Consider the following 21,530-nt stretch of genomic DNA (forward strand, 5'->3'; position numbering starts at 1 on the left):
GGATCGCGCCACCACCCTGATCGACCTGCACCGGCATCAGCCGAGGCGCGAACTCGACCACATGCGGGGTCACACCCATCAGACGCAGCGCGTTGGCCGCCTCGAGGCCCAGCAGGCCGCCGCCGACCACGACACCGACGGCCCCCGGCCCGGCCCCCTGCGCCGCCGCCCGGATGCCGTCGAGATCCTCGATGGTGCGATACACGAAACATTCCGGCCGATCGTGTCCCGGCACCGGCGGGACGAAGGCGTACGAGCCGGTCGCCAGCACCACCGCGTCGTAGGCGATGGCATCGCCGTCGGAGGTGAAGACCTTGCCCGCGCCGCGATCGATCGACTCGGCACGCACGCCCAGCCGCAGATCCACCTGCTCGTCACCGGCGTACTCGTTACCGGGCAACGCCAGTGCCGCCGGATCCCATACGCCCACGTAGGAGGACAGGGCCACGCGATCGTACGCGGCACGCGACTCCTCGCTCAGCACGACGATCTGCCACCGGTTCTCGGTATCACGCGACCGCAGCGCCTCGACGAAGCGGTGGCCGACCATGCCATGGCCGACGACCACAACGGTGCGCTGGGCAGAGATGCGCGGCATGCTCACGGGGGAACCTCCTGAATTCCGGATGACCCCACGGTAGGAAACGGGTATTGCGGCGATGCTGCGCGAAATGACCGTCAAATCAACGGTTGCTCACGTGCGTGGCGATCATCCCGTGAGATACCGGCCCGCGCCCTGCTTACCGGGCGTGCCGCCGCGAATGCGTTCGGGCCGAGGTGTTCCCGGCCACAGCGTCATCGAAACGCATGTGCCCCGCCGGCGCAACCGGCCCGATCAGCTCCAGGTGTCCTCGAGCATCCGCGGCCTGCACGCCTGCCAGGCGCCGGCCAGCATCACCAGCACCGCCACGTCCAGCAGGGCGAACGGCACGGTCCAGCCGCCGGTCACGGTGTGCAGGACGCCGAACAACAGCGGCCCCACGCAGGCGGCGGTATATCCGACGCCCTGGCTGAATCCGGACAACGCCGCCGAACCGGCCTGGGTGCGACTGCGCAGATTGATCAACGTCAGCGACATCGGGAACGTGCTGGGCCCGAGCCCGAGCAGCAGCACCCACAGCACCGGCGCGCTCATCGGCGCCCACAGCAAACCCTCGAACGCCACGAAATAGCAGATGGCACAACCGATCACGATCGGGAACGGATTGCGCACCCGAGCGGTCACACTCGGTGCGGCCAGCGCCGCACCCAGCCCGATGAAGGAGAACACCGCGACCATGGTGCCGCCGAAGGCCGGACTCGCCCCGGCCTCGGTGAAGATCTTCGGCAGCCAGGTGAACATGGCATAGGTGGTCAGCGAGGTCATGCCGAACATTCCGGCCATCCCCCACGCCACCGGCGACTTCCACGCTTTGCCCGCCGCCGCCCGGTCGGGCAGGGCGGTCCGGGCAGCGTTGACCGGCCGTGCTTCCGAGGGCCCTACGTGGTAACGCTCCGCTGCCGTCTCCGGGCCCGCCGGGCGCACAGCGACATCGCGACCACGGCGATCGAGCAGCACCCACAGCCACGGCAACGCCGCGACCAGGGGAAGCAACGCCCACACGCCCAGCGAGACGCGCCAACCGTCGGCGTCGGCGAGCGGCACCGCGATCAGTGCGGGCAGCACGGTACCCAACTGCACCATCGTGATGTAGAGCGCGCTGAGCGTCGCGAGGCGGTCGGCGAAATACCGTTTCACCAGCGGCGGCACGACGACGTTGCCGATACCCATGCCGACCAGCGCCAGCGCCGAGAACACCAGCAGCTCCCAGGTCGCCGGAACCAGCGCGCGCACCACCTGCCCGATCGCGGCCGCCAGCATGGCCAGCAGCGCCGTGCGCTCGAGCCCGAGCCGCCGCACCAGAAGCGGGGTGAGCACGCCGGCGGCGGCGAACATCACGGTCGGGATCATGCCGAAGACGCCGACGACGGTCGCCGAATAACCGACATCCGCGCCGATCCGCTCGGCCAGCGGGGTGAACGCCGTGACCGCCAGGCGCAGAGTGAACGCCGAGACGATGATCGCGGCGAAGACCAGCAGCCGCCCTTGCAGCAGGGAACGCTGACGGTCGGCGCCGGCGCGCACGTCCGCATCCGGTGATGCGGTGGACAGGCGGTCGAGGCGAGCGGTCGAAGACACGGATAAATCATAGGATGACCGGATGATGGGAGGCAACGGAATATCCCGGGGGTACGCTGTTGTGCGTGCAACACGTCCGGCGCACCAGCCTCATCGCTCAGGTCACCGACCAGCTTCGTGCCGAGATTCGGTCCGGCCGGTGGCCCGTCGGTTCCCGCATCCCCACCGAGCCGGAGTTGACCGAACTCACCGGCACCGGTCGCAACACCGTGCGCGAGGCGGTGCAGGCGCTGGTGCACGCCGGAATGCTGGAGCGCCGGCAGGGATCCGGCACCTATGTGATCGCGATCTCCGATCTCGGCGGCACCCTGGCGAAGTACTTCGCCGACGCAGTGGAACGCGACATCCTCGAGCTGCGCCAGGCCCTGGACACCCAGGCCGCGCGCCTGGCCGCACAACGCCGCGACGACAACGACATCGCCACCCTGCGGCATCTGCTCGACGAACGCCGGAAGGCTTGGGACGACGACGATCCCGGCGCCATCCACGCCGATGTCCAACTGCATCGCGGCATCGTGGTCGCCAGCCACAACGCGGTCTACCTCGAGTTCTACGATTCGCTGCTACCGGTGATGGAACAGGGAATCCGTTCCCGCACATCCAAATCCGGCGGTTCCTATCACACCGAACACGCCGAGTTGGTGAACGCGGTGATCGCGGGCGACTCCGAACGCGCGGCGCGAGCGGCCAACTGCTTTCTCGGCTCGCTCATCGCCGAGTATCCGGGTCGCTGACGGTCCGCGCTCGCGGTACCCCGGCAGCTGGGGTGGCATACACGACTCATGTTGTGTCGCAACGATATTCATCGACGACACGGCTCCCGCCGATGTGGCCGGGTGCGAGTTCAGAGCAGTAGCCGGACCATATCCGCGGTGTGGGCCAGCCCGGGGAACGCCTCGGGTGTCGAGCGCGGGTGCAGGGCGTGCACGGCGAGCCGGAACATGACCGCGCGCAACATCATCTGCGGCCATTCCGGCAGATCCGCCCACCGATGCAGTAGGCCCTCGTCCGCACCGCCCCACGACAACGCGTCGACCACGATCACTCCGGCCGCCCAGGACGCGGGCCGCCAGTAGGGGGTGATATCGGTCAGGCCCGGGGTTGCTGTACCGGAGAACAGCACCGTGCCGAACAGGTCGCCGTGCACGAGCTGCGCCGGCGACTGCACCGGTTTGCGCAGGGTGGACAGCTGGGTCAGGATTTCGAGGCTGCGTTGCCCGTCCGGTGAGGTCACCGGCGCCATACCGCCGGCCTTGAGACTGCGCAGCGGCACCGCTTCCCAGGCGGCCCGGTCGGCGGCGACGAAGACGTCCACATCCATCCACGGTGCGATCGGCTGTTGGGCCAGGAACCTCGGACGTTCGAGCTTGGCGGTGGCCCGGTGCAGCCGCAGCGATACCGATACCACCTCGTCGTGCCGAGGCTCGGGGGTGCCCTCGAGGAATGTGTCCGCGCGCCAACCGGATACGACGTACCGTCCATCGGTCGCGCGGACCGGATGCGCCAGGCGCAGCCCGTCCACCGACAACGTCTCGCGCACGTTCGCCGACCACGCGGCGCGGGCGTGATCGGCGATCGGTGACAGCACCACATCCCCGCACCGCCAGCCGCCGTCCCAGTCCCCCAACGCGATCGGCGTCACCTCGCGAAGACCGAATGTGGCCCGCACATGCTCGGGAGGTTCCACAGAAGTCACGGCCGTACCGTACTCCCGCCGGATGAACCACCCAGCGCGCCGCGCCGGGCAGTTTCCGCGTAGAGATCTCCCAGGCAGAACCACAGATCTGCCGACACCCAGCCGCCAACTCGCGCCACCGGAAACCCATCCTCTTGCCGACTGGACAACTGATCTCACAAGGACGTCGGAATTCGACGATCGGGACCGCAACCCGGGTACGGTCCCAACCCTCGGTCCGAAGTGCGGATCTCCGGACCCTCGGACGGCTCGCCGAAGTGGCGGCGAGGCGGGTGAGCACACGGGTACGCGCGCAAGTCCTGCGACCTACTCGCACACCCGGCCGGATGCCAACACTGGAACGCCCCGACCTCGACATCGAGGGAGGGCGCGGAACCTAGTAGACCGGCAGGGAAGGATCGATCTGCTTGGCCCAGGCGATGATTCCGCCCTGTAGGTGGGTGGCGTCGGCGAATCCGGCCTGTTTCAGGGCGGCCAGGGCCTCGGCCGACCGGATACCGGTCTTGCAGTGCAGGACGATCGGGCGGTTCTGCGGCAGCTCGGACAGCGCCTCACCGGACAGGATGCGGTCCTTGGGAATCAGCTGCGCGCCCTCGATCCGGACGATGTCCCACTCGACGGGCTCGCGCACGTCCACGATGGCGACGTCCTTACCGGCGTCGAGCATGTCCTTGAGCTCGTGTGCGGTGATCGTCGAGCCCGCGGCCGCCGCCTGGCCCTCCTCGGACACCACACCACAGAACGCGTCGTAGTCGATCAGCTCGGTGATCGGCTGACGCTCGGGATCGCGACGCAGTTTGATGGTCCGGTAGTTCATATCCAGTGCGTCGTACACCATGAGCCGGCCCAGCAGCGGATCGCCGATACCGGTGATCAGCTTGACGGCCTCGGTGACCATGATCGAGCCGATCGACGCGCACAGCACACCCAGCACGCCGCCCTCGGCGCAGGAGGGGACCATGCCCGGCGGCGGGGCCTCGGGGTACAGGTCGCGGTAGTTGATGCCGCGCCCGTCGGGAGCGTCCTCCCAGAACACCGACACCTGACCCTCGAACCGGTAGATCGAACCCCACACGTACGGCTTACCGGCCAGCACCGCCGCGTCGTTGACGAGGTAGCGGGTGGCGAAATTGTCGGTGCCGTCGACGATCAGGTCGTATTCGGAGAACAGCTCGACCGCATTGTCGTTGTCGAGCCGGAACTTGTGCAGCACCACGTTGATTCCGGAATTGATCTCCAGAATCGAATCGCGGGCGCTGTCGGCCTTGCTGCGGCCGATATCGGATTCACCATGAATGATCTGCCGCTGCAGATTCGACGAATCCACCTCGTCGAATTCCACTATGCCCAATGTGCCGACCCCCGCGGCGGCCAGATAGAGCAGCGCCGGGGAACCCAGCCCGCCCGCACCGATCACCAGCACCTTGGCGTTGCGCAGCCGTTTCTGCCCGTCCACACCCAGATCCGGAATGATCAGGTGGCGGCTGTAGCGGGCAACCTCCTCCCGGCTCAGCTCACCGGTCGGCTCGACCAGCGGCGGCAGGGGCTTCGGTGATGACACGTCCTGGACTCCTCGCATCGAATTCGCAGTGTCGCAAGGGTGCAACACCGCGAATCGGGTCATTCTTCCCCGCGATCACCGTACAGGCTCACCCGCGGGGGTACGGCCAGGGATTGAAGCGGCACGTCTTGCCGTCCTTGGGGACGACTCCCTGCGGGTCGAGGGCGGCGATGTCGTCGTTGCGGGTACCGAAGGTCTGCTGCATCATCACCGGGGCGAGACCGCCGTCGACGGCACAGGGCTGATGTTCGTGATAGCCGATGGCGTGGCCGACCTCGTGATTGATCTGGTACTGCCGGTACGAGCCGATATCGCCGTCGAACGCCGGTGCGCCGCGCACCCAGCGCACCTCCGAGAGGATCACACGGCCCAGATCGCTGTTGAAGCAGGACGAATCTATCGGGATGTCGAATCCGCAGTCGGCCTCGGTGGTCTTGCGCGAGGTCACGGAGATGCGGAAATCCGGTTCGCCCGAATCGATCCGGCGGAATCCGAAGCGGGCGTCGTGAATCCAGCTCTTCGGATTGCCCAGCGTCGCGTCGACCATGTGCGCCACCGATTCGTCGCCGCCGTAACCGGCGGTGTCCACCCCGTCCTCGATCTCGACGGTGTAGGTGAACAGATGTCCCTGGGCCGCGCCCACCTTCGCCGATGTGCCGGACACGATATGCCAGGCGCCCGACCCCGCCTCGGTGAACCGGCCTCCGGCGGGCAACGCACCGGTCGGCAGATCGGCGGCGAATTTCCCGTCGCCCTTGGGCGGAACGCCGATGATGCCGCCCCGGTCCGATCGCGGACTCAGCCGCCCGACTCCGGGCAGTCCGGCCCCACCGGAGCTCCCGCTGTCGCGCACCGCGTTCACCACGACCAGAACCGTCACCACGATCAGCACCGGCAGTGCGTAGGCACGCCAGCCGTAGGTGCAGACGAAGCGGCGCGCGGCGGCGCGTTTGCCGTTCGCGCGAGCGGACCGGGACACGGCGTCCGATATCCCGTCGGCCTCCCGTTGCCGGGAATTGTGATCCGGAGAATTCGTCGGATCCCACCGCGCCCGCAATGGTTGCCGATCACGGTCCACGCCGGAAATATCCGCATCGTCCGCGATATCCGGATCGGGCCCCACCGTGCCGACACGACCCCGCTCGGCACTGCCGTCGAATGATCCGTCCTGTTGGTCGGTCACGACATCAGACTCTCACAACCGCGACGCGCGCTGTGCAGTACCGGGAACAGCGGATCGGTTGCGAGATATCTCACCACTGTGCGAGATTGCTTACGAAGACCATTTACTGACAAGTTGCCAATAGCTACCGGGATCGGCTGCGCGTACCGAGCTCCGAGTTGGCCCGAGCTCAGCGCGGGACATGTGGAGCGAGTATCGTTCGGGGGATACCCGTGCACACCTTTTCCGCCGGGAATCGATTGGGAGATGCCGAAATGACAGACCTCGTGGACCGGATGACGTCGTCTCGACTGTCGTCCGAGACCATGGTGCCGAACAAGCGTGGAACTCGCCTGCCCCGCGACGCCCGCCGGGCGCAACTACTCGCGGCGGCGAGCGAGGTCTTCGTGCTACGCGGATATCACGCGGCGGGCATGGACGAGATCTCCCAATGCGCGGGTGTCTCCAAACCCGTTCTCTACCAGCACTTCTCGAGCAAGCTAGAGCTGTATCTGGCAGTGCTGCAGAACTACATCGACGCGCTGGTGTCGAGTGTGCGCCAGGCGCTGCGCTCCACTACCGACAACAAGCAGCGCGTGCGCGCGGCGGTCGCCGCCTACTTCGACTTCGTCGACCACGACACCCAGGGCTTCCGCCTGGTCTTCGAATCCGATCTGACCAGTGAGCCGCAGGTGCAGCGCCGGGTCGAGCAGGCCACCGAGGCGTGCGTGGACGCGGTGTTCGACCTGGTCGCACACGACTCCGGCCTCGACCCGTACCGCGCCCGCATCCTGGCCGTCGGCCTGGTCGGCGCCAGTCAGATCACCGCCCGCTACTGGCTCGAGGCCGACCGCCCCATCCCCAAGGAAGAGGCCGTCGACACCACCGTCTCGCTGTGCTGGGGTGGTCTCAAGCACGTGCCGACCCGCCAGTGACCGCCTCTCCGCGACTTCAGCGGGTCGTCGGGTAACTGGGAGCGCGATACGAATCGGGCCCCGGCGAAATCGCCGGGGCCCGAATTTCGTGATACTCAGACCGCGGCGAAGCCCACGCGGCCGGTGCCGGAGGTGCCGATCTCCACGTAGGCCACCTTGGCCGCCTGGATCAGGTATTTGCGGCCCTTCTCGTCGGTCAGCGATACCACGCCGCCCTTGCCGGTAAGCGCATCGGAGACCAGCGCCTCGACCTCTTCCGGGGTCTGCGAGCTGCTGATCACGAGCTCACGCGGGCTATCCGAGATACCGATCTTGACCTCCACGGCCAACCTCCTCGAGTTTTTGGCTCCCCCGCCTCTCCGAGCCTTCAGTGTGCCGTTGAGCGCGGACAGGCGCCCGCTTCGGGCCGACGGTCGGGTGCCAGGTTACCTTGTGGACGTACCCCGGTGAGTTACCGATGTACGTGCGAAATCAGTTGTTACGCTGGGATTTCATCCTAGACCAAGCACGCGCATGCGCTCTGCGTGGGAGTTCTGCATGTGCTCGAACAGCGCGGCAACGCCGTTGAGATCACCGGTGGCTGCGAGAACCAGTTCGGTCAGCTCGTCGCGCTGGGCCATCACCCACTGCGCCTGGGTGATCGCCTCGCCGAGCAGCCGGCGACCCCACAGCATCAGCCGGTCGCGCTCGGAACGGCTCTCGGCGACCGCGCGGCGGACCTCCTCCACGACGAACTGCGAATGGTCCGTCTCGGCCAGCACATCGCGCACGACCGCGGCGACCTCCGGGGCCAGCGCGGTGGCCAGCACGGTGTAGAAGTCCGCGGCGATACCGTCGCCGACGTAGAACTTCACCATCGACTCGAGCCACGTCGAAGGGTCGGTCGAATTGTGATAGGCGTCCAGCGCACGCACGAACGGCGCCATCGCGTCGAACACCTCGACTCCGCGATCGGCCAGGGCCTGGTTCAACGTCTCGAAATGGCCCATCTCGGCGGCCGCCATCGTCGCGACGGACACCTTGCCCCGCAGCGAGGGCGACAGCTTCGCCTCCTCGGCCAGCCGGTAGAACGCCGAGATCTCGCCGTAGGCGAGCACGGCGAACAGGTCGGTGACGCCGGGGTGATCGGCGGGAATGCGAACAGTGGATTCGGTCGAATCATCCAGCGCGGCAGACGGGTTTACTCCCATACCTACACCCTAGTATCGCGATCGGCGCAATCGTGACCAGGTCACCGCGATTTCACGGTGTCGTGCCCCACCGCTCACGATGCGGCGTCCACGAGGAACTTCTCCAAGTACATCCATGTCGAGGTGCGCGCCGCCGGACCGGCGAGAATGCCGAGATGGCTGCCCGGCGCGGTCTCGAAGCGGACCTCCGTGGCGCCGGTGAGGGTTCGAGTGCCGTGTTCGACGGCCGCGGCCGGGGTGATCACGTCGTCGGGGCCGCCCACCAGCAGCACCGGCGCGGTCACCTCGGACAGCGCGATACGGCGCCGGCCGAGCCGGAATTCACCTCTGCCGAGGTCGTTGGCCAGCATGCAGCGGCCCCACAGCTGGTTGTAGAGCCGTCCCGGATAGCCCGGCATGTCGGCCTGGAAGCGATCGATGGTCTCCATCCGCCCGAGCGTGGCGGCATCGGTGAGGTGCGTGGCGACGAACATCGGCCGCCGCAGCTCGCGCTCCCAGGACGTCGCGCGGTAGGCCAGCCGGGTCAGCGGCGCGGGGACGCCGCCCGCCAGCCGGACGAGTGTGGACGCACCGATCCCGCCGGTCAACCGGGCCACCGCGCGCACCTGCGGCACGAACGGCACTCGGTCGTAGTCCAGCGGCGCGCCGATCGCGGTGATCGAACGGATCGGCAGGGCCACGTCGGCGGCCGCGGTGAGCAGCGCGAGCACACCGCCCAGCGACCAACCCACGAGATCCACCGGCGCACCGTCACGATCCGCGGACACCCGCCGGATCGCCTCGGGCAGGATGTCGTCGATCCAGTCCTCGAATCCCATCCGCCGGTCGGCGAAGGTGATCTCGCCGTAGTCGACCAGGTACGGCCGATGCCCACAGTCGAGCAGAAAGCGCGCCAGGCTCTGATCGGGCCGCAGGTCGAAGCAGTTGGCCGGGGCGGCCAGCGGCGGAACGAGCAGCACCGCGGAACTCACGTCCGCCGCGCCCGTTTCGCCGATGCGCTCGAAGCGCTGCAGCCGTCGGTGCGCCTGGTCCCACAGCACCGTGTACGGCGTCGGGGCGGGCTGCTCGATCCCGTCGCCGAGGGTCAGCGCCCAGGCGTTGCGCGCGGCGAGGGTCACGGTGTCTGCCAAACTCACAGGCTTCAAGATATCGTGTGACACGGTGTCACACATATGTGGGATAGGCCACTCTCCCGGGACCGGAGTTCGATCAAGGCGACGGTACGGCAATTCGACAGGATTCGTGAATTTCGCTGTGCCACACCGCACGCCACGTGATTGGACAATATATCCGGCGAACTCCACGCCGACCCGAGCACGTATTTACCACGGCACATCCCGAGCGGCGGAAGATATCACGCTACAATCGGCGTGGGTAACGGAAATTTCGGCTCGCGACATCACACGTGACCGAGCAGAAGTACCGCAGCCCAATGGAAAATGTGCGCGCACCAGATCCGCAACACCGATGCGCCGCGCCAGGTTGATGCCGCCACCGGTATCCCGCAGCGGCCGAGGTGGGACACACCGCCGGATTTGTGGTCGTCGCGGACCACCGGGTCCGCCCCACACCTCGTGCGCGCGAGATGCGATACCGCGAGGAAGGCAAGAACCTGAGCAAGATCACCGTGGAACAGGAACCCGGGTTGAGCGATAACCTGCTGACAGCAGAGCTCGACCCCACACACATCGCCCCGACATTCACCGAATTGGCAGTTCGCGAGGAAATCGTCCGCGCACTCGCCGAGATCGGAATCGAACGTACTTTCGCCATCCAGGAACTCACCCTGCCGCTCGCACTGGCCGGTGAAGACCTGATCGGCCAGGCGCGCACCGGTATGGGTAAGACCTTCGGATTCGGCGTGCCGCTGCTGCACCGAATTTCCAGCGGCGATTCGGGCACCACCGCCCTGGACGGCACACCGCGCGCACTGGTCATCGTGCCGACGCGGGAATTGTGCATCCAGGTCACCAAGGACCTGGAAAACGCGAGTAAATATCTGACCAATCACCAGGGCCCGCTGAAGGTCACCTCGATCTACGGCGGCCGACCCTACGAAACCCAGATCGCAGCGCTGCGCGCGGGGGTCGACGTGGTCGTCGGCACGCCGGGCCGCCTGCTGGATCTGGCCGAACAGCAGCATCTGATCCTGGGCAAGGTCGGCGTGCTGGTGCTCGACGAGGCCGACGAAATGCTCGACCTGGGCTTCCTGCCCGATATCGAGCGCATTCTGAACATGGTGCCGGACAAGCGTCAGACGATGCTGTTCTCGGCGACCATGCCGGGCCCGATCATCACCCTGGCGCGCACGTTCCTGCACAAGCCGACTCATATCCGAGCCGAGGAGCCGCACGATTCGGCGGTGCACGACCGCACCGCCCAGTTCGTCTACCGGGCGCACGCGCTGGACAAGAGCGAGTTGGTGGCCCGCATACTGCAGGCCTCCGGACGCGGCGCGACCATGATCTTCACCCGCACCAAGCGGACCGCGCAGAAGGTCTCGGACGATCTGGCCGAGCGCGGATTCGCCGTCGGCGCGGTGCACGGCGATCTGGGGCAGGTGCAGCGCGAGAAGGCCCTGGACAAGTTCCGCAAGGGCAGGATCGACGTACTGGTCGCCACCGACGTCGCCGCCCGCGGTATCGATATCGACGATGTCACCCACGTCGTCAACTACCAGTGCCCCGAGGACGAGAAGACCTACGTGCACCGTATCGGCCGCACCGGTCGCGCGGGCCGCACCGGCGTCGCGGTCACCCTGGTGGACTGGGACGAGCTGAAGCGCTGGTCCGCCATCGATTCCGCACTGGGACTGGGGATTCCGGAACCGGTCGAGACGTATTCTCGGTCCTCGCACCTGTTTTCGGACCTGGACATCCCGGAGGATGTGACAGGTACGTTGCGCCGCAAGGTGGAACGCGACGAGGATGCCGTCGTGGTCGAGCGCGCCCCGCGCAGCCCGCGCAAGCGCAACCGTCGCCGCACCCGAGGCGGTCAGCCGGTCGACGGCATCGAAAGTGCCGAGGTGGCAACCGAAGCCGGTGACGAGTCCGCTGATTCCGCTGCGGAAGCACAGGATTCGACCGAGTCGGACGGCACCGCGCAGCCCGCGCGTCGCCGTCGCCGCCGGTCCCCCGGTTCCAGCGCCGCTACCGATGACGAGGCGCAGGGCACACCGGCGGAGCCGACCGGCTCCGCCGACGAACCGGCGGCCGAATCGGACGATCAGGCCGATAAACCGGCCCGCCGCCGTCGCCGCCGCCGCAGGACCGCCAACGCGGACTCCGCCGAGGCCGTCGACGCGCCGATCTCCGTGACGGCCTGAGCGTCGTAGCGATACCGACCGGCCGAGGGGTCCCGTACCTGCCAGACAGGTACGGGACCCCTCGGTCGTAGCGATACCCACCGGCCGTCCGGGCACCGCACCCGCGCACGGGTCCGGACCGCCACCGCGCGGCCGCACATCTTCGCGGCACCACCGAAACCGTCTGCGGGCATGTTCTCACGTCAGCCGCACGCATTCTTCACCTCAGCCATACGCATACCGTCGCCGCACGACGCAGCCGCACACCGCACATGCCGTATGGCACGGACCGTCGCCGCACGACCTGCGCCGTCACCGCATGCCGACGATCAGCCCGGCCGAAATGCGTAGTCGCCGAAAGAGAATCCGGTAGTCGCGCCGCGCGCCGCGACGTCACCATCGGGCGAGTGCGGCGGATCGACTACGCTCGCTGACGTGCTCGCACCCGAGCGGCGGACGCGCGCCGATCTCCTTGCCGCAGTCGCGATCGCCATCGTAGTGGTGATCGCGATAGTCGTCGTGTGGTGGATCAGCGATGCGCGCGGCACGATTTCCGAGCCCGCCGCCCATGCCGCCGAACAGCCCGCCGCCGCCGACCAGTTGCCGCAATCCCTGCACGAGTTGTGGCACGCGCCCGACGGGGCCGCACTGCGGGCACTGACCGCGTCCGGCGTGGCAGTGGCCGGTGACGGCGGCACCGTCACCGGATACGACCCGGTGACCGGTAAGCAGGTGTGGAAATACCAGCGCGATATGCCGCTGTGCGGTGTGGAGGCGCAGTACGGCACGGTCGTGGGCACCTATCGCGATCAGCGCGGCTGCAGCCAGACCACGATGCTCTCGGCCGACACCGGCGCCCGGCGCACCGCGCGCAGCAGTTATATGGACCACGCGATCACGTTGACCGCGGACGGCACCTATTTTCTCGCCCAGGGTTCGGACCGGCTCGAGATGTGGCGTTCGGATCTGGTGCGCACTCTCGAATACGGCTACGTGGACGCGCCGGTGAACATCAAGACCCAGCCGCGCCCGGGTTGCACCCTGCTGTCCTCGGTCTCCAGCAGCAGCCGTCTGGCGGTGCTCGAACACTGCCCCGGCGATGGCGCGGACCGGCTGAGTGTGCTCAATCCGGCTCCCAAGGACAGCACCGTGCCCGAGGAGTACGGCTCACACGTGCTGACCGAGCCCGGCGCGAATGTGGACGGCGCGCGCGTGCTCGCGGTGTCGGACAACCGAATTCTGCTGTATCTGCCCGGAACCGGCACCACCGCACCGGAATTGGCGATTTTCGACGGCACCGCGAACCTGCTGTCGGTCGAGCGCCTGAACGCCCCCCTCCCGCCGGACACTGCCACCACCCGTATCGGCTCGGCCTACCTGGTCTTCTCCGGCAACAGCGTGATCGCGTTGAACGCCAGCACATTCGACCCACTCTGGACCGCTCCGGACGCGCTCGGCTCCCCCGTTCTCATGGCCGGTCGGATCCTCATCCCGGTCGACGGCGCGATCGCCGCGCTCGACCCCGAAACCGGCGCGGAAATTACTCGAATCCCCTTGCAGCGCAGCAACTACCACAACGACCCCATCTCTCTCGCCGTTGTCGGGAACACTCTCCTGGAACAGCGCGGCGGCCGCATCTACGGTATCGGCCCGTAGCAACGAGGCGCACGCAGGGCCTCATCCGCGGTCGGTGAGAATTCGCGTGCACGGGCTCGGCAAGTCGTCACGATGGCAGCCGAAACCGCTGCACAGCAACTCCGCGGAGCCGCCCGTACAGCCCGAAAGCCCGCGTACCCTCGGGAAGCCGGCACGCGGGCCTTCGAAACTCGTTGTACCGGAACGACTCTCCGGTCAGCCCAGGTGAGCCGACAACAGCCAGGCCGGTACCGACTTACGGCCCGGGGCCTCGTCCTCGATGTCGACTCCGGCGAATTGGGCGAAGCCGGCGAAGTTGTCGGGCACGTTGGCGTGGATACGAGCGGGGCGGATCTCGTCGATGGTCCAGTACGCGCCGACGGCCTCGCGCAACTCGTCCTCGCTCACGGCGTTGACCGGGCCGCCCTCGGGCATGGTCGCGCGATCGAAGACGAGGACGAAGTAGGAGGCGCCCGGCGCGGCGGCGCGCACGATCGACTCCTGGTAGCCCTTGCGCAATTCCACCGGCATCGAGTGGAACAGGGTGCTGTCGACGATGGTGCCGAACCGGCCGTCATAGCCGGTGAACGAGCTGATATCGGCGACCTCGAAGCCGGCGGTGGTCAGGCCGCGCTCGGCGGCCGCGGCTCGGGCGAGGTCGATCGCGGTGGGTGACTGGTCCAGGCCGACGGTGGTGAAACCTCGTTCCGCGAGATACAGCGAGGTCGCGGCCTCACCACATCCGGCGTCGAGGACTTCGCCGTGGAATTTGCCGGCGTCGATGAGTGCGGCGATCTCGGGCTGCGGCTCGCCGATACTCCACGGCGGCCGATTTCCCTGCCCCATCTCGGGGGCCTCACCACGGTAAGCGGATTCGAACATCGCGTCATTCGATGAACTCGTCATGACCCCATTTTATGTCAACTTAGTTGATATGTGTCAATATGGTTGATATGGAAGGTCTCGAGGACAGGCCTCTCGGTTACCTTCTGCACCGGGTTGCCGCGGCGTTGCGCTCCGAAGTGGCGGCGACCGCACTGGAACCGCTGAAACTTACGTTCCCGCAATATCTCTGCCTGCGCCTGCTGTCCCAATCGCCCGGTAAGTCCAACGCGGAACTGGCCCGCGACGCCACCGTCTCGCCGCAGGCGATGAACAAGGTGATCCGCGAATTGCAGGACCGCGGTTTGGTGACGCGCCCGGCCTCAGTGCCGACGGGCCGCTCGCTACCCGCCACCCTGTCGCGGGAGGGCGTGGCCCTGCTCGAGCGACTCGACCCATTGGTGCTCGCGGCCGAATCCCATGTGCTCGCCAAACTCGGCGTCGGCGATCGCCGCGAGCTCCGTCGTCTGCTCGCCGCGATCGGCTGATCGGCACGGAGTACAGAGCGGCACAGAGTACAGAGCCGAGGGCTTCCCTCTGTGCGAGATATGAGTCTGCTGTGTATCGGCTCCAAGTCGTTGCGTCCCGAACGGCCAAGGCATGCAATGGCATCCGAGGTCGGGAACCCACTCCTCAACGAGAGGTCATAATGCACAGGACACTGTCCGCATCGTTCGTCGCCATCGCCGCGGGCGCCCTGCTCGCCGGACCCGTCATCGGTTCGGCAGCCGCCAACCCGCCGTACCCGACGCCGTCGCACCAGGACGACAACTGGGGTGGATTCAACCGCCCCGGCTGGCACGATCCGCGGGATCCGTTCCGCAACGACTGGCACTGCGACCAGCACGGCAACTGGCACAACAACGAGCACGACCGCAACGGGCACCGCGACCAGCGCTGCCGCGCCTGGTAAATACTCGGCATCCCCGGTTCCGGCTGGTACGCCGGAACCGGGGGCGTTGTCAGTGCGCTCCGCCACCCGCCGAGATGAGGAGCAGGCGACGACGACGGCGAGCACGCTGCACCGCCTTGTCGGCCGAGACATTCGCATCCTCGTGCGACGCTCCCGCACTCACGGCCTTGTCGTAGGCCGCGGCCCTGACCTTCTCGTCCCGTGCATCTCGACGTCGCCGACGTCCATCGAGAAATCCCACAACACCCTCCTGTTCAGCCGAAAAGCTCCGACCCCCGGCTATTCAGCCTGCCGGAGAGCACATTCGCGGCACATCGCCCCGCAGGATGATTCCCCCACCACCCGCATACCACTCGCGGCCGACCCGAGTCATCCTCGGGCGCACCCCCCGCGCGAACCACCGATCGGGTCAATCCCACCGGTTCCGCTCCGAACGAGCCCATCCGGCCTATGGTCCGAGGATGAAAACCTTTCCGCCACAACGCCCCACGGATCCGGAAAAGATCGAATTCCACCGACTGTACGGAGCGTGGGCGACGGTCACCCCGCCCGACGTCCCCGACATACTCGGCGATTTCGGCGCACCGTGGTGGATAGCCGGAGGCTGGGCATTGGACGCGTTCACCGGAACCGAACGCCCGCACGCCGATATCGACGTCGCCATATTCCGCCGCGACCTGCCCGAATTGCAGCGCGCCGTCGCCGACCGCCTGCACATCTGGTCGGCTGCCTCCGGAGCCCTGCGCCCCGTCGACGACCAGTATCCCGACCTGCTCGACGACTCCAACCAGGTCTGGCTGCGCGAACAGGCGGGCGCCCCTTGGCTGTTGGACGTCCTGCTCAATCCCGGCCGGGACGGCCGATGGGTCAACCGCCGAAGCCCCTCGGTCACCGCACCCCTGGACACCGTCACGTGGATTGCCGCCGACGGTATCCGCTATCTCAACCCGGAAATCGTCCTGGTCTACAAGGCGAAACTCGCCCGCCCCAAGGACCACGACGATCTGCAACGAACCTGGCCTGCCCTGACCGAACCCCAACGCCGCACCCTCCGAGATCACGTCCGCGCTCATCATCCCGGCCACGAATGGGAAGCTCGAATGCAGTGATACCCAACGGAACTCGATCTGCCATCGGCGGAGCGCACTCCCGCACCGGCCCGCTCGTCGGCAGGCCGATGAATATCCTGATGGCGCAACGGATTCAGATCCGCGAGTACCGACACGCCGAAAGCGACTACAGGACGGCGACGGCGGCCGAGACGAGTTCGGAGAGCAGTGGGAGGGATTCGTCGCGGCGGGGTGGGCGCGCCCACCAGCGGCCCTCGGGAGTGTGGCGGCCGAAACCGGTGGGTAGCACGACATTTCCGCGATGCGGGCCGATATCGATACCGCGACGTTCCAGGCGGGCCAGATCGTCGGGGCTCGGGTGGCGGTCGGCGACCACGAGGAAGGTGCGCCGGGGTGGGCGGGCGCGCACCAGGACCGGGCCGGGAATACCGCGGTCGATCAGTTCGTCCAGAATCGAAACCCCCAGTGGCTCAGGCGTATTGACCGCTGCGATGGAGTCGGTGAGCGGTAGTACGACGAAGCCCGGTGCGGTGACGTGCACTCGGGGCAGGCCGAACAGCGATCGATAGGACGCGGCCCAATCCTGCGGTGTCGCAACCTCTTCCGCGGTCACGGCGCGAGATCCGGATCGGGTGGGAGGCCACGCGAACGGCAAGGCAACCCCATATCCCCCGGGCCGCTCACGACGCCCGCGTTCGGTCGCCGTTCCGCCGCACCGTGCCCGGAACGCGCCGCCCGCAGTCCGGTCACGACCGTGCCGCATACACTCCCGGATCTGCCGATCACCGGCGCAGCACAGACGAACTCGTAGATCCGCACACATCTGTCCACCTCGGCACCCCAACCTTCGCGAGATTTCACGAGACATACACGTCTGAACAGACTTCGAAGTCCGATCGTATGTCGCCCGATACCCTCGTGGTAAGGATTCGGGCGAACAGACCGCAGGACCGATCGGCACGCCGATCGAAACCGGAGGACAGCTGAAGGCATGGCCGACGAAGAGTTGGTGGACGTCACGATCACCGCGGACGACGCGGACTGGCTGGCGGAATTCACCCGGGCACTGGTGGCCGACCGACTTGCCGCGTGCGGCAACATCATTCCCGCGATCCGGTCCATCTTCAGCTGGGAAGGCCAGGTCCGGGACGACACGGAGGCCCTGGTCGTCCTGCACACCCGAAGCTCGTTGGTCCCAGCGATCATCGCCCGCGCCGACCGAGATCACCCCTACGACACTCCCCAGGTGCTGGCCGTCCCGGTCACCGACGCCCACCCCGGCTACCGCCAGTGGGTCCTGGACTCCACCGGATGACGTTCGTCCACAAGGACGGCAACGTTCGGAGTATGACCGAGCTGTCCAGCGCACCCCCGGCGCCGAATCGCCCATCGCACGCACCGACCTACCCGGTCCGGCATGATCGAGCCCATGAGTGGTTCCGCGAGTGAGTTCCGGTTGGTGGTGCTGCGGCATGGGGAGACCGAATGGTCCAAGGCGCACAAGCACACGGGGCGGACCGATATCGCGCTGACGGCAGCCGGGGAACGACAGGCCAGGGGGGCGCGGCAGGTGCTCGGGGGGCTCGGGCTGGGGGTTCCGCTGGTGTTGTGCAGTCCGCGGCAGCGGGCGGTGCGGACCGCCGAACTGGCCGGGCTGGCGGATGTGCGGATCGATGACGACCTGGTGGAGTGGGATTACGGCGACTACGAGGGGCTGACCACGCCGCAGATCCGGGAGTCCGTGCCGGGCTGGACGATCTTCACCGATCCGGTGCCGGGCGGTGAATCGGCCACGCAGGTGCAGGCCAGGGCCGATCGGGTGCTGGCGAAGGTGGCGCCGGAATTGCAGGTACGCGATGTCGTGCTGGTGGGGCACGGGCATTTCTCGCGATGCCTGGTCGCGCGGTGGGCCGAATTCGAGGTGTGCGAGGCACGCCGGTTCTACCTGTCCACCGCCGGGGTCAGCGTGCTGGGGCAGGAGCACGGCACGCGCGCGATTCTCGCGCACAACCTCCGCCCGAACGCCGAGGAGGCCCGATGATCCGCCGCGCCACCCCCGAGGACGTGCCCGCACTGGTCGGACTCGTCTATGCCCTGGCCGAGTACGAGAAGTCGCGGCCCGAGTGCACCCTCACCGGCGAGCAACTGCACACCTCCCTGTTCGGCCCCGATCCGAAGGTGTTCGCCCATGTGGCACAACGCGATTCGGGAGGCGAAGTGCTCGGTTGCGCGATCTGGTTCCTGAACTACAGCACCTGGACGGGCACCCACGGGATCTACCTCGAGGACCTCTTCGTCGAACCGGAGGCGCGCGGTCTGGGTCTGGGCAAGGCCCTGCTGGCCGCGCTCGCCCGTGAGGCCGTCGCCAACGGCTACCGACGCGTGGACTGGTCGGTGCTCGACTGGAACACCCCCTCGATCGAGTTCTACGAAGCCCTGGGTGCGCGCGCCCAGGACGAATGGACCGGTTACCGCCTGACCGGCGAGGCGCTCACCCGGCTCGCCGCGCGCTGAAATTTTCTCGGCGACTTCTTTGCGCGGCATTGTCGATTTCGCCGGAGGTCGTCCGTCGAAGAGTTGAATGGTCCGAAAGGCGGGCCACACTGTTCGAAGGACGATCACCATGTCGCAATACCTGGTCCTGATCTACCAGGACGAACGTCAGCTGTCCGAGCCGGCGGCCGGCAGCCCGATGATGCACGCCCATCTGGAATTCCAGCAGGCCAATCAATCGGCGCTGCGCGGCGGTAACGCACTCGAGCACAGCCACAGCGCCACCAGCATCCGCCCCGACGGCGCGGGTGGCTTCACCGTCACCGACGGGCCGTTCGCCGAGACCAAGGAACAACTCGGCGGCTACTACCTGATCGAGGCGGATGATCTGGACGCCGCGCTCGAGATCGCGAAGCAGGTTCCGATGGCCGAGGGCGGCGTCGAGGTGCGCCCCTTGCTCACACTGAGCTGATTCGGCACATCGCTCACCAATTGTGCTTCCCTGCAACATGTTTCAACGCACACCCGGGAGGTCCCGCAAGTGACGCACTCGCGGGACCGATCCGCGGCCGATTCGCCCGCATCGCACACCGAGGTCGCGGCGGCGGTGGCCGACGCGCATCGGCGCGAGTGGGCCTTCGTCCTCGCGACGACGGTCCGGATCACCAGGGATCTGGATCTGGCCGAGGAGTGCGTGCAGGACGCCTATGCCCAGGCCCTCGGTCACTGGACACGACACGGCGTCCCGGCGTGCCCGACGGCCTGGCTCACGACGGTGGCGCGCAACCGGGCACTCGATCTGCTGCGTCACCACTCGACGATGCGCCGGACGCTGCCGCTGCTGGTCGAGGACGACCACACCGAGGACGTCGCCGATTCCGCTATCACGGCATTGACGCAGATCCCCGACGACCGATTGCGGCTGATCTGCACCTGTTGTCATCCAGCCCTGTCCCTCGAGGCACAGGTGGCCTTGACCCTGCGACTGGTCTGCGGCCTGAGCACCGCCGAGGTCGCCCGCGCCTTCCTGGTCGCCGAGCCGACCATGGCCGCCCGCATCACCCGGGCCAAGAAGAAGATCGCCGCGGCCCGCATCCCCTATCGAGTGCCCGGCCCGGCCGAACTTCCCGACCGCGTCGATGCGGTGCTCGCGGTGGTCCATCTGCTGTTCACCACCGGGCACACCGCACCTGCGGGCGCGGAACTGATCCGCCGCGACCTGACCGAACGAGCCACCGACCTGGCCCGCATGCTGCACGCGCTGCTGCCCGGAAATCCCGATGTGACAGGACTTCTCGCACTCGTCCTGCTCACCGACGCACGCCGCGCGGCGCGCGTCGGAGCGGACGGGGTGATGCTCCGGTTGTCCGAACAGGACCGCACCCGATGGAATCGCGCGCAGATCGCCGAGGGCATCGCGCTGGTGCGGTCCGCGTTGAACGGCAATCCGGGCCGTTATGCGCTGCAGGCCGCCATCGCGGCGGTGCACGCCGAGGCGGCGGGTTATGCGGATACCGATTGGCCCGAGATCGCCGGACTGTACGACGTACTCATCCAGGTGTGGCCCTCACCGGTGGTGGCGCTGAACCGGGCGGTGGCCGTCGGGATGGCCGAGGGGCCCGCGGCGGGGCTGACCGCGCTGGCCGAGTTGGCCACCGAACCGCAGCTGGCGGGGTATGGCTACCTGCCCGCCGCCCGCGCGCACTTCCTGGCGGAACTGGGCCGCACCCGCGAGGCGCGACTGGCCTACGACGAGGCGCTCCTGCTCACCGAGAACGCCGCCGAGCGCGCCTTCCTCACCGCCCGCGCAGCTGAACTAGACCAGTGACCAAGAGTGCGCCCACGAGGCGTTCAGGGTTCGTTACGGGTGCACTGGACGGCGCGGTCCTATCGTTGACGGATGACGATCACCGTTCGCCAGGCGACCACGTCGGACGTGCCGGAACTGGCGCGCGTCCTGGGGGCCGCATTCGCCGACGATCCGATCATCGGCTGGCTCATTCCGGATTCGGGCGCCCGGCCCCGGCGAGCGGGATACCTGTTCGCCACCATGGTCCGGCACCAATTCCTGCCCGGGGGCGGTGTGGACGCGGCATTCGACGAGTCCGGCCGGATGCTCGGGGCGGCGGTGTGGGCGCCGCCGGGCGGCTGGCAGACCTCCGGAGCCGCCCAGCTGCGCATGCTGCCCGGAATCGTGCGCGCGTTCCGCGGGCGGCTGCGCGTGGCCGGCGACATGGCCGAGCAGATGACCCGGCATCACCCCACCGAACCGCACTGGTACCTGGCGTTCATCGGCACCCATCCCGACGCCCGCGGGCGCGGTTTCGGCCACGCCCTGATCGCCCCGCGCCTGGCGCACTGCGACGAGACCGCCTGTCCCGCGTACCTGGAATCGAGCAAACCCGAGAACATCGGCTACTACGAGCGTTTCGGCTACGACCTCACCGGCGAACTGAACGTCACCGACGGCGGTCCGCCGATGTGGCCCATGTGGCGCACCCCGCGCTGAG

At 67.6% G+C, this 21,530-nt stretch carries 24 protein-coding genes; 13 read left to right on the plus strand and 11 right to left on the minus strand.

Translation table 11 applies throughout. From position 1 onward, the window contains the following. A partial coding sequence (locus NV1_RS33235; protein ID WP_169813470.1) for an FAD-dependent oxidoreductase occupies nucleotides 1-598 on the minus strand: 598 nt, incomplete at its 3' end. A gap of 237 nt (nucleotides 599-835) precedes the next feature. After that, nucleotides 836-2,125 (minus strand): MFS transporter, encoded by a 1,290-nt coding sequence (locus NV1_RS33240; protein ID WP_067900894.1) that lies wholly within the window; start codon nucleotides 2,123-2,125, stop codon nucleotides 836-838. 119 nt (nucleotides 2,126-2,244) lie between these two features. On the opposite strand from NV1_RS33240, the gene NV1_RS33245 reads away from it, so the two are divergent. Beyond that, on the plus strand, nucleotides 2,245-2,913 hold the full coding sequence (locus NV1_RS33245) for a FadR/GntR family transcriptional regulator (protein ID WP_067900696.1): 669 nt from the start codon (nucleotides 2,245-2,247) through the stop codon (nucleotides 2,911-2,913). A gap of 110 nt (nucleotides 2,914-3,023) precedes the next feature. Here NV1_RS33245 and NV1_RS33250 read toward each other — a convergent pair whose 3' ends face one another. From NV1_RS33250 to NV1_RS33260, 3 genes are all read right to left on the minus strand, one after another. Continuing rightward, nucleotides 3,024-3,875, minus strand: a complete 852-nt coding sequence (locus NV1_RS33250; RefSeq protein WP_067900699.1) for a TIGR02569 family protein — start codon at nucleotides 3,873-3,875, stop codon at nucleotides 3,024-3,026. Between the two features lie 376 nt (nucleotides 3,876-4,251). Further along, nucleotides 4,252-5,436 (minus strand): adenylyltransferase/sulfurtransferase MoeZ, encoded by a 1,185-nt coding sequence (gene moeZ, locus NV1_RS33255; RefSeq protein ID WP_067900704.1) that lies wholly within the window; start codon nucleotides 5,434-5,436, stop codon nucleotides 4,252-4,254. Nucleotides 5,437-5,524: 88 nt separating this feature from the next. Next, complete coding sequence (locus NV1_RS33260; RefSeq protein WP_157117535.1) at nucleotides 5,525-6,559, minus strand: DUF3152 domain-containing protein; 1,035 nt, start codon at nucleotides 6,557-6,559, stop codon at nucleotides 5,525-5,527. A gap of 314 nt (nucleotides 6,560-6,873) precedes the next feature. On the opposite strand from NV1_RS33260, the gene fasR reads away from it, so the two are divergent. Next, nucleotides 6,874-7,533, plus strand: coding sequence for an HTH-type transcriptional activator FasR (fasR, locus tag NV1_RS33265; RefSeq protein WP_067900707.1), 660 nt, complete (start codon nucleotides 6,874-6,876; stop codon nucleotides 7,531-7,533). A gap of 95 nt (nucleotides 7,534-7,628) precedes the next feature. Here fasR and NV1_RS33270 read toward each other — a convergent pair whose 3' ends face one another. The 3 genes from NV1_RS33270 to NV1_RS33280 form a co-directional block, all read right to left on the minus strand. Next, nucleotides 7,629-7,856: a DUF3107 domain-containing protein gene (locus NV1_RS33270; RefSeq protein WP_067900709.1), complete on the minus strand. Its 228-nt coding sequence runs from the start codon at nucleotides 7,854-7,856 to the stop codon at nucleotides 7,629-7,631. Nucleotides 7,857-8,024: 168 nt separating this feature from the next. Continuing rightward, nucleotides 8,025-8,723, minus strand: coding sequence for a ferritin-like fold-containing protein (locus NV1_RS33275; protein ID WP_067900714.1), 699 nt, complete (start codon nucleotides 8,721-8,723; stop codon nucleotides 8,025-8,027). Between the two features lie 74 nt (nucleotides 8,724-8,797). Next, nucleotides 8,798-9,859, minus strand: a complete 1,062-nt coding sequence (locus tag NV1_RS33280) for a polyhydroxyalkanoate synthase family protein (protein WP_067900899.1) — start codon at nucleotides 9,857-9,859, stop codon at nucleotides 8,798-8,800. 449 nt (nucleotides 9,860-10,308) lie between these two features. Here NV1_RS33280 and NV1_RS33285 point away from each other — a divergent pair, with 449 nt between their 5' ends. Both NV1_RS33285 and NV1_RS33290 read left to right on the plus strand, forming a co-directional pair. Next, nucleotides 10,309-12,048, plus strand: a complete 1,740-nt coding sequence (locus NV1_RS33285) for a DEAD/DEAH box helicase (RefSeq protein WP_067900903.1) — start codon at nucleotides 10,309-10,311, stop codon at nucleotides 12,046-12,048. A 414-nt stretch (nucleotides 12,049-12,462) separates the two neighbouring features. Beyond that, nucleotides 12,463-13,683 carry an Rv3212 family protein gene (locus NV1_RS33290; protein ID WP_067900717.1) on the plus strand — a complete coding sequence of 407 codons (1,221 nt, stop codon included), beginning with the start codon at nucleotides 12,463-12,465 and terminating at the stop codon, nucleotides 13,681-13,683. Nucleotides 13,684-13,878: 195 nt separating this feature from the next. Here NV1_RS33290 and NV1_RS33295 read toward each other — a convergent pair whose 3' ends face one another. Then, nucleotides 13,879-14,568: a class I SAM-dependent methyltransferase gene (locus tag NV1_RS33295; RefSeq protein ID WP_174557507.1), complete on the minus strand. Its 690-nt coding sequence runs from the start codon at nucleotides 14,566-14,568 to the stop codon at nucleotides 13,879-13,881. A 38-nt stretch (nucleotides 14,569-14,606) separates the two neighbouring features. Between NV1_RS33295 and NV1_RS33300 the strand changes: the two genes are divergently transcribed. Next, nucleotides 14,607-15,032: a MarR family winged helix-turn-helix transcriptional regulator gene (locus tag NV1_RS33300; protein ID WP_373864681.1), complete on the plus strand. Its 426-nt coding sequence runs from the start codon at nucleotides 14,607-14,609 to the stop codon at nucleotides 15,030-15,032. Between the two features lie 161 nt (nucleotides 15,033-15,193). Further along, a complete protein-coding gene (locus NV1_RS33305; RefSeq protein ID WP_067900727.1) occupies nucleotides 15,194-15,457 on the plus strand; it encodes a hypothetical protein in 264 nt (87 codons plus the stop codon). 49 nt (nucleotides 15,458-15,506) lie between these two features. Here the strand turns inward: NV1_RS33305 and NV1_RS44065 are convergent, their stop codons facing one another. Next, nucleotides 15,507-15,698, minus strand: a complete 192-nt coding sequence (locus tag NV1_RS44065; RefSeq protein ID WP_157117528.1) for a hypothetical protein — start codon at nucleotides 15,696-15,698, stop codon at nucleotides 15,507-15,509. Between the two features lie 220 nt (nucleotides 15,699-15,918). Here NV1_RS44065 and NV1_RS33310 point away from each other — a divergent pair, with 220 nt between their 5' ends. Beyond that, nucleotides 15,919-16,566, plus strand: coding sequence for a nucleotidyltransferase domain-containing protein (locus tag NV1_RS33310; RefSeq protein ID WP_084526148.1), 648 nt, complete (start codon nucleotides 15,919-15,921; stop codon nucleotides 16,564-16,566). A gap of 127 nt (nucleotides 16,567-16,693) precedes the next feature. Here NV1_RS33310 and NV1_RS33315 read toward each other — a convergent pair whose 3' ends face one another. Beyond that, nucleotides 16,694-17,140, minus strand: a complete 447-nt coding sequence (locus NV1_RS33315; protein WP_067900730.1) for a hypothetical protein — start codon at nucleotides 17,138-17,140, stop codon at nucleotides 16,694-16,696. Nucleotides 17,141-17,518: 378 nt separating this feature from the next. Between NV1_RS33315 and cutA the strand changes: the two genes are divergently transcribed. The 6 genes from cutA to NV1_RS33350 all read left to right on the plus strand — a co-directional run bounded on the left by cutA (nucleotide 17,519) and on the right by NV1_RS33350 (nucleotide 21,529). Then, complete coding sequence (gene cutA, locus NV1_RS33325; protein WP_067900737.1) at nucleotides 17,519-17,842, plus strand: divalent-cation tolerance protein CutA; 324 nt, start codon at nucleotides 17,519-17,521, stop codon at nucleotides 17,840-17,842. A 114-nt stretch (nucleotides 17,843-17,956) separates the two neighbouring features. Beyond that, nucleotides 17,957-18,568 (plus strand): acid phosphatase, encoded by a 612-nt coding sequence (locus NV1_RS33330; RefSeq protein WP_245714061.1) that lies wholly within the window; start codon nucleotides 17,957-17,959, stop codon nucleotides 18,566-18,568. After that, nucleotides 18,565-19,041 (plus strand): GNAT family N-acetyltransferase, encoded by a 477-nt coding sequence (locus NV1_RS33335; RefSeq protein WP_067900743.1) that lies wholly within the window; start codon nucleotides 18,565-18,567, stop codon nucleotides 19,039-19,041. Before NV1_RS33330 ends, NV1_RS33335 begins: the two co-directional genes overlap by 4 nt. Nucleotides 19,042-19,150: 109 nt before the next feature. Next, a complete protein-coding gene (locus NV1_RS33340) occupies nucleotides 19,151-19,492 on the plus strand; it encodes a YciI family protein (protein ID WP_067900746.1) in 342 nt (113 codons plus the stop codon). Between the two features lie 69 nt (nucleotides 19,493-19,561). Next, nucleotides 19,562-20,848: an RNA polymerase sigma factor gene (locus tag NV1_RS33345; protein ID WP_067900748.1), complete on the plus strand. Its 1,287-nt coding sequence runs from the start codon at nucleotides 19,562-19,564 to the stop codon at nucleotides 20,846-20,848. Nucleotides 20,849-20,920: 72 nt separating this feature from the next. Beyond that, on the plus strand, nucleotides 20,921-21,529 hold the full coding sequence (locus tag NV1_RS33350) for a GNAT family N-acetyltransferase (RefSeq protein ID WP_067900752.1): 609 nt from the start codon (nucleotides 20,921-20,923) through the stop codon (nucleotides 21,527-21,529). Nucleotide 21,530 lies beyond the last annotated feature (1 nt).

Source organism: Nocardia vaccinii NBRC 15922, assembly GCF_001613305.1.
Lineage (GTDB): Bacteria > Actinomycetota > Actinomycetes > Mycobacteriales > Mycobacteriaceae > Nocardia > Nocardia vaccinii.